Below are 7,362 nucleotides of genomic sequence, written 5' to 3'. Positions count from 1 at the left end.
ATGGGTGCTGGCCAGGGCCAACCGCGATCGCGCGATGGAATTCTTCCAACAGGTGCTGAATTCCGACGTCGCCGACATCCAGGGCGGCACCACCTCCGAAGGCATCCACCTCGCGGCAATGGCGGGGAGCGTCGATCTCGTCCAACGGTGCTTCACCGGGTTGGAGACCCGCGGCGGCCGCATCGTGCTGTCCCCGCACTGGCCCGAAACGATGGGGACGCTCGGGTTTCCGATCCACTATCGCGGACACCACCTGCACCTTCGCATCAGCGGAAGGGGCGCAGAGGTCAGCGTGGACCCGCGTGACATTCCGGCCGTGGAGATCGAATGCCACGGCCGCGTCGAACGGCTCTCACCGGGCAACACCATCAGGTTCGACTGACGGTCGCGATCCAGCACATCCGCGGCGGCCCCGGGCAGGGCCGAAAGACCCTGTCGAACAAGGCCTGTGGTTGTCGATCCGGCTTGCCATCGGCTCCTGCCCGCGGCGCGGCGCGGCCATAGCGTGGAACCGTGAGCACACCCCAACCACGCTCGTCGGTCGTGGTCGGCATCGACGGTTCTGCGGCCGCGACCCAAGCCGCGCAATGGGCCGCCGAGGAGGCCGCCGGCCGCGACATCCCGCTTCGTCTAGTCTACGTGATCGACGAGAGAACCAACGACATGAGCGTCAGACTCCAGTACGCCGAGACCGCGCTGCGGGCGGCCACCCGCGCCGTGGAAGCAACCGCCCGGCCGGTGGGACTGGAGACGTCGATCATCTACGGATCGGTCGACGACGGCTTGGCCGAAGAGTCCAAAGCCGCGGTCATGGTCTGCGTCGGATCCGTCGGCATCGGCCGCGTCGCGTGGAAGCTGCTCGGCTCCACCGCCGCAACCCTCGCCGAGCGGGCGCACTGCCCGGTGGCCATCATCCGCCGCCACGACACGGCCGGGCGATGGCAACGCGCCGCGATCGCCGTCGCCGTCGAGAACTCCGGCACCACCGAGGCGGCGGTCGAACTGGCCATGCACGAGGCGAGCGTGCGCGGCGCCCGGCTGCTGGCGGTCGGGGTGTCGAGCGCTGAATCCGGCGACGTGGCATACGACGAACTCGACCGGCGCATGGACCGGTGGCGCACCCGCTACCCCGGCGTCGACGTGCACGTCGTCACCACCCGCGACGGGATCTGCGACTTCCTGGCCGGGCGCGACGAACCCGTTGCACTTGCCGTCATCGCCACCGACGGCGACACGGTCGCAAACCTGGTCGGCCCGGTCGCGAAAGGTGTCGTTCACCGTGCCCGATGCTCGGTCCTCGTGGTCCCGACCGCGGTGGATCGGCGGATCGCCGGCGGGATCGATTCGACGTCTTCGATCATGTCGTAGCCGCGCCGCGTCTATAGGATGCGCGCATGTCGTTAGCCGATGGCCAGGTTTTCGCTGGTTACACCATCGTGCGACGCCTGGGCTGCGGCGGAATGGGCGAAATCTATCTGGCTGCGCACCCGAGGCTGCCGCGCCGCGATGCGCTCAAAGTGTTGCCGGCCGAGGTGACCAACGACACCGAGTACCGCGAACGGTTCATCCGGGAAGCCGACATCGCCGCCGCACTATGGCACCCCCACATCGTCACCGTCCACGACCGCGGCGAGTACGACGGGCAGCTGTGGATCTCAATGGACTACATCGAGGGCACGGACGTTATCTACCGTCTCCCCAGACCATGAGCGCTGTGCGGCTGCTGCCTGTTGACGGGACACGCCGCACACATATCCGTCCCTTTCCCGGGATGTGCGTTATGTTGCCTCCGTGGAGCCGGTGTACTCGGCTGAGCGGGCGATTTCACCCGCCGACGGCGCTGTGGCGTTCGTGGTCGTCGACGAGGACTACTCCATCCACACCGAGGCCAGTGCCTATCTGGCTTGGCTGAGGTCGCAGGACAGTTCGCCGAATACCGAACGCGTGTATGCCGGCCGGGTTGCGTCGTTCTTGACGTATTGCGCTGCGGAGCGCATTGATTGGCGCTCGTTATCGCGGGAGGATCTGGCCCGGTTCCTGCGCTCGCTGGTCACCAAGCCGATGCCGGGTCGGCTGCCGCAGGGAGAACCGAGATTTCGCTCGAACAACACTGCCAACGCGATTCTGACGTCGGCGTGCGAGTTTCTGCGCTTCGCGTCCACGCGTGGCTGGGTGTCGGCTGAGCTGGTCGAGGGGCTGTCTTATCCGAAGTATCTGCGACACAAGCCGTCTGGTTTCGACTGGGGCGAAGACCCGGAGTACCGCGTTGTGCGTGCCCGATCGGTCAAGTTGAGCGGAATCCAGGCCGCGCCACAATGGTTGACCGACGATCAAGTCGCCGCCGTGCGAGCGGCGGTGATTCGGCCCCGCGATCGGCTGCTGATCGGTCTCCTGCTGGAGTCGGGCGTTCGTATTGGCGAGGCGCTGGGTCTGCGTCGCGCCGACATGCACCTGCTGTCATCGAGTGCACCACTGGGCTGTTCGCAGCGAGGGCCACATTTTCACGTCCGGCGCCGACTCAACGCCAACGGCATGCTGGCAAAGAGCCGCTATCCGCGCCTGATTCCGGTGACGGGCGAGTTGGTGCAGACCTATGCCGAGTATCAGCACGAACGCTCCAGCGTTCGTGCCACCGACGCCAGCGACTTCGTGTTCGTCAACCTCTACAAACCCCCGCTCGGGGAGCCCTTGAAGTATCAGAACGTAAAGAAAATGTTCGATAGGGCCTCTGCTGCAGTCGGTTTCAGCGTGCATCCGCATATGCTGCGACACACTGCGGCCACACGATGGGTCGGCGCCGGTACGCCGCGTGATGTCGTTCAAGCTCTGCTGGGTCACGTGTCTTCTGGGTCCATGGATGTCTATATGCATCCCGCCGAGGGCGCGAAACGCGAGGCGGTTGAACGCGTCGGCCGCGCTGTCGAGGAGCGCTGATGAACGCGCGCATAGCGACCGTTGTTGCCCTGCCCCAACCGGAGGCTGCGCGGTGGGTGGATTGGCTGCGAGATCACGTCGATCCAGCGTGGCGTCCTGGGCAGTGGAACCAGGATTTGTGGCTTTTCACCGCGACATCTGACGATCCCACCGTGGTCGCGAAAGTCTGCGCGGTGGCCTCGTGTGACGTGATCGTCGGCAAGGACAGGATGTGCATACCGTGCACACGTGCGTTTAAGGCCTCCGGCCTGCCGCTGGCGGAATTCGCAGCGACCCACAAACCCAACCCCACCAAACTGGCCGCACATTTCGCCGACAAACCACCAACGTGCCTCGCGAAAGGGAAGACACCGACCGAACGCTGCCAACGGACTGTCGAGACGGTCAGCCTATGCCGGTATCACTACCGGTTCTATCTTGAAGAACGCCAACGCAATCCTGGCCTGACACCGCAACAGTGGGCAGATACCACGACGTATCCGATCAGAGGTGCGCAGCCGTTGGATAGGTGTGTGGTCGAGGGCTGTGACCGCGATGTGCGCAGCCCCAACGTTAAGCTGTGCGTCCTGCACTACTTCCGGTATCGGCGCTCCAAAAGCCGCGTGGGCCTTGAGCGTTGGGCCAAGACGCAGAGTCCGTTCATGGCTGCGCATCAGTTCAGTTTGATTCATTTGAGCGATCAGCTTCGCTGGGAGATGCTTTATGCAATTCAGCGTCGGGATGCACGCGGTGGGCGCATCAACCCTGGCGTGATCCGCAAAGTGGTGCGGATTGTCCAGGCGGTTGGAAGCCTCGCACTGATGGGCGCCGAGGAATTTCACCGCGAGGTGGGCCGACGATACGACACCAATCTGCGTGCGCACCTGCTCGAGTTCGGACAGATCTGGCGACTTGCTCGTTACGACATGGTGGGTCACCAGCCCGAGGATCAGCTGGTGTGGGATCTCAGCGACATCGGATTCATCGGGGCCAACCAGCCGTCACGAAAGACGATTGACTTCGGCGTAATCATCCAACCATGGCTCCGAGACCTCACCATGGCGTGGGCGCGAGAGCAGACCACGGCGAGGGCGTTGACCACGACATATCGCGTGGCCGTGACGGCATCGAACACATTGGAGCAGCGCGCGGACAGGGGCCAGGATGTCACCAAGCTCGGCCAGGCCGACGTCGACGCGATCGCCGACCGCATCGGCAAGGCGACGAAGCCGGACGGCTCGCCGTGCGGCGCCAAACATAAGCGCGGCCAGTACAACAAGTTCGTCAGGCTGATCGAGTACGGCCGCCGTCACGGGCACCTCGCGGCGCTGCCGGCGTCCTTGGATCCGGATCCCTCGCGGATGGTCTCGGCCGATCCAGCGGCCGAGAGGATCTCGAAGGCCATTCCCTTCGTGATTCAACGCCAACTCGACGCCGCGACGGACCTCCTTGGGCGCGATATCCCGCACGGTGTGCTCAGCGACGAACAGACACGGATGATGTTTCACACCGCCTACGTCATTCTGCGTGACACCGGCAGACGTCCGCTTGAGGTGGCAAGCCTGAAGATGGACTGCTTCACCGGTGACTCGAACGGACCGATCCTGATCTACGACAACCATAAGCCGCATCGGCTGGGCCGCCGACTGCCGATCCTCCAATCGACCGCGGAGACCATTGGGAACTGGAGGATTGTCCGCGCGGGCATCACTGGCGTCGAGCAGTTCGATGGCTATCCGTTCCCCGGCACCCGTTCCTGGTACAAGCATCTACAACCAGGCGTACTAAGCAGCGCCCTGCGGAAGTGGGTGCGCAGCATCGAAAGGCTCGATACCAACGAAGTCGATGATCGTGGAGAGCCAGTGCCGTTCGACCGTAATTGCATCTATCCCTACGCGTTTCGGCACTCCTATGCCCAGCGCCACGCCGATCAGGGCGTGCCGATCGACGTGCTTCGGGAGCTGATGGATCATCAGTCGATGAACCAAACAGCGCTGTACTACTACACGATCACCGCTGATCGGAAGCGCAGCGCGATTCAGACCATCGGCACATACGCGGTCGACCGCACTGGTGCGCCGGCGCCCTTGACGCAAGCGACGCGCTATCAAATGCGCTCCGTTGCGGTCCCTTTTGGAAACTGCACTGAGCCAGCCAACGTTAAGGCCGGCGGCCAGGCCTGTCGCATCAGATTCCAATGCGCAGGCTGCGGCTTCTATCGGCCTGACCCGTCATACATCCCAGCCATCGAGCAACAAATCCACAATCTCCGCGCTGACCGAGAGACCGCGCAAGCATCGGGCAGCGCTGCATTCGTCGTCGATAATCTGACCGCGCAGATCGATGCCTACCAGCACGTCCTCGCCACTATGCGAGAGAATCTTGACCGGCTCGACACAGAGGAACGTCGACGTGTCGAGGATGCTGCGTCGGCCCTTCGCAAGGTCCGCGCCGGAGCCGGGCTGCCACTGATCGATATCAGCCGAACGCGACAGGAGCCCCGATGACCCAACCGGCGAAACGCACACCCGCCGATGTCCTGCGCGAGGCTCGGCGCACCGATTCAGAACGCAAACGCAAAAACGTCTTCCGCACCGTGGACCAGATGAAACGCGACGGCGTCGACATCACCTTCGCCGCAGTGGCTCGGACTGCGAAAGTGTCTAGTTGGCTCGTCTACGCCGACGGCGTCCGCGAATACATCGAGGCCGCCCGCAAGGCTCAAGCCACAGCCCCTGCGAAGGCGCAACAAGTAGGCCGCACTGCAAGCGAGGCGAGTCTCCGAACGGATCTCGAGCTCGCCAGGCAAGATAACCGTGCACTGCGTGGGGAACTGGCACGTCTCAAACACATCCTGCGTGAACGACTCGGCGAACAGCTAGACGCAACGTCGAGCGAAACCCTGCGCCAACGCGTCGACCACCTCACCGAAGCCATTGACCGTTACCGCAATGAAAACCTTCAACTCCGCGCCGAACTAGCCCAAGTACGTGACCAGCTTGGAACCGCCGAAGACGACGTCACTGCGGCACGCGAGAGTTTGCGACGGATGATCCGCGAACAGACAGCCGGCATCGTGCAGTAACGGGCAAAATGCCACCGGTTCTTCATCGTCGGCCCATTGTAGGTAGTCCGGGTTGGCGCCTTACTCACCGCCGGGTAGGTGAGACAACAAACGAGACAGCCCGAGCTGCCGAAATGCGGGGCCATCGACTCCCGGAAGCCCTGTCTCGTTTCTCTAGAAACGAGACGGGAGCAAGAGCAATGCTGACGATGTAAATCCTGATCGGGTTCCGCATCCTCCCAAGGAAACTTGGCCGGTAACCGTCCGGTCCGCTGAGCGGACCGACCTATGTCGCTTGGCGCGGGCTCTGTTGTTTGATGTCTGCACTACCCGACCCAGTTAAAAGGAGTTCCGATCGTGACGACCACTCTTAATCAGGAACTGGTGCCCGCGACGGAGCACCGCGTCCTGCGATCCTTGGCGCTTCGTACACGGACGGCCGGCGCCGATTCATTCCGGGCCAGCCCGGCGCAGGTCGATAACGGCGATGAGGCGCGCTACGCCGACAAGTCCGGCACGTACACCAAAGGCGTGCTGCAGTCGGGGATCGGCCTCGTTGACCTGGCCGCCTACGCGTCGTTCAAACACGCGTTGAGCACCGGCAGGCCGGCGGACTTCGAGAATATTGTCCTCGGCGGCCCACGCACGCTGAATGGCCCACAGGGTGGGTTGTCCTTCTACCTCGACTGCGAAGACGCCAGCCAGATCGCGGTGCCGCCGGCGCCGGCACTGGCCAGCGAGGAGTACGCAACCGAACTGGTGGAGTTGTACTGGGCATCGCTGCTGCGCGACGTGGCATTCACTAACTACAAGTCGGGTGGGCCCGGCTCGGTGGCGGCCAAGGCAGCCGCCGAGCTGTCATCGATGCCCGCCTATGCGGGGCCCCGTGACTCCGGCGGCCAAGTGACCCCTGATCTGCTTTTCCGAGGCGGGTTTGCCGGCGACACCGTGGGACCGTACGTGTCGCAGTTCCTGCTGCAGCCCACAATGTTCGGCTCGCTGCCGATCGTGCAGCAGTACATCACCAACAAACCAACAACGCCTGGCGATGTCGAGGATTTCATGCTCTCCGAGGCGGAGTTCCAGCTGGTGCAGAACGGCAAGCCGACCGGCAAGAAGCTCACGCCGCTTCCCCAGCCGCTGTATCTGCATGACGGGCGCGGACTTGCCGCCTACACCCACGACGATGTGCTCTACGAAGCCTATTTCGTGGCGTATCTCGTGCTCAACACGATCAATGGCGGCAGCCCGGTGCCGCTTAACCCCGGCAATCCCTACGCCGGCTCTAAGACCCAGAACGGCTTCGCGTCCTTAGGGCAGCCCGACGTCGCGGCCACGATCGCCGCGGTGGCCGACGAAGCGCTGAAGGCGGTCTGGTATCAGAA

6 protein-coding genes and 1 pseudogene are annotated in these 7,362 nt (G+C 63.7%); all 7 read left to right on the top strand.

All coding sequences use genetic code 11. The features are described from left to right. Positions 1-382: glycosyl hydrolase family 65 protein (locus VKI00_RS01200; protein ID WP_324434662.1), on the top strand; the 382-nt coding region annotated here is incomplete at its 5' end. A gap of 131 nt (positions 383-513) precedes the next feature. Beyond that, on the top strand, positions 514-1,368 hold the full coding sequence (locus VKI00_RS01195; RefSeq protein ID WP_324434661.1) for a universal stress protein: 855 nt from the start codon (positions 514-516) through the stop codon (positions 1,366-1,368). A gap of 26 nt (positions 1,369-1,394) precedes the next feature. Beyond that, positions 1,395-1,682, top strand: a pseudogene (locus VKI00_RS01190) (protein kinase domain-containing protein); the annotation flags it as partial. A 109-nt stretch (positions 1,683-1,791) separates the two neighbouring features. Continuing rightward, positions 1,792-2,934: a tyrosine-type recombinase/integrase gene (locus VKI00_RS01185; protein WP_324434659.1), complete on the top strand. Its 1,143-nt coding sequence runs from the start codon at positions 1,792-1,794 to the stop codon at positions 2,932-2,934. Beyond that, positions 2,934-5,420, top strand: a complete 2,487-nt coding sequence (locus tag VKI00_RS01180; protein WP_324434658.1) for a site-specific integrase — start codon at positions 2,934-2,936, stop codon at positions 5,418-5,420. Before VKI00_RS01185 ends, VKI00_RS01180 begins: the two co-directional genes overlap by 1 nt. Next, entirely contained in the window at positions 5,417-5,998 is a 582-nt protein-coding gene (locus tag VKI00_RS01175) for a DUF6262 family protein (RefSeq protein ID WP_324434657.1), read from the top strand. Before VKI00_RS01180 ends, VKI00_RS01175 begins: the two co-directional genes overlap by 4 nt. 336 nt (positions 5,999-6,334) lie before the next feature. Then, positions 6,335-7,362 (top strand): hypothetical protein (locus tag VKI00_RS01170; RefSeq protein WP_324434655.1); only part of this gene is annotated, 1,028 nt, incomplete at its 3' end.

This window comes from Mycobacterium sp., assembly GCF_035314665.1.
GTDB lineage: Bacteria > Actinomycetota > Actinomycetes > Mycobacteriales > Mycobacteriaceae > Mycobacterium.
Note: the sequence above shows the minus strand (reverse complement) of the source record. Positions and strands in the feature narration are given on the sequence as shown.

Excerpts from the sequence above, each read along its gene's own strand:
- VKI00_RS01180 (WP_324434658.1), top strand. The coding sequence starts at position 2,934 with ATGAACGCGCGCATAGCGACCGTTGTTGCCCTGCCCCAACCGGAGGCT.
- VKI00_RS01175 (WP_324434657.1), top strand. The coding sequence starts at position 5,417 with ATGACCCAACCGGCGAAACGCACACCCGCCGATGTCCTGCGCGAGGCT.